Origin of the sequence: Mesorhizobium sp. M1A.T.Ca.IN.004.03.1.1, assembly GCF_003997555.1 — a bacterium.
Classification (GTDB): domain Bacteria; phylum Pseudomonadota; class Alphaproteobacteria; order Rhizobiales; family Rhizobiaceae; genus Mesorhizobium.
This window is the reverse complement of sequence record NZ_RZTV01001133.1, coordinates 1-234: the sequence shown is the minus strand read 5'-3', so window position 1 is coordinate 234 and position 234 is coordinate 1. Positions and strand designations below refer to the sequence as shown.

Here is a 234-nt window from a genome sequence, read left to right as displayed (position 1 = left end):
TTGACCATCTCCCCCTTCGAGACGCTTTTGCTGAAGATCGAGACCCGCGCGGCCCGTGCCGGCATCATCGGCCTCGGCTATGTCGGCCTGCCGTTGGCGATGGCCGTGGCGCGCAGCGGCTTTGCGGTCACGGGCTTCGACATCGACCCGTCCAAGATGGTGGCGCTCGGTGCCCGCCGCTCCTATATCGACGCGGTGAGCGATGAGGCGCTTGTTGCCGAGATCGAAGCGGGC

Annotated in this window: 1 protein-coding gene; it reads left to right on the top strand. The window is 66.7% G+C overall.

What is annotated here, in order from left to right; translation table 11 throughout:
• A partial coding sequence (locus tag EOD29_RS35205) for an NAD(P)-binding domain-containing protein (protein ID WP_245475538.1) occupies window positions 1-234 on the top strand: 234 nt, incomplete at both ends.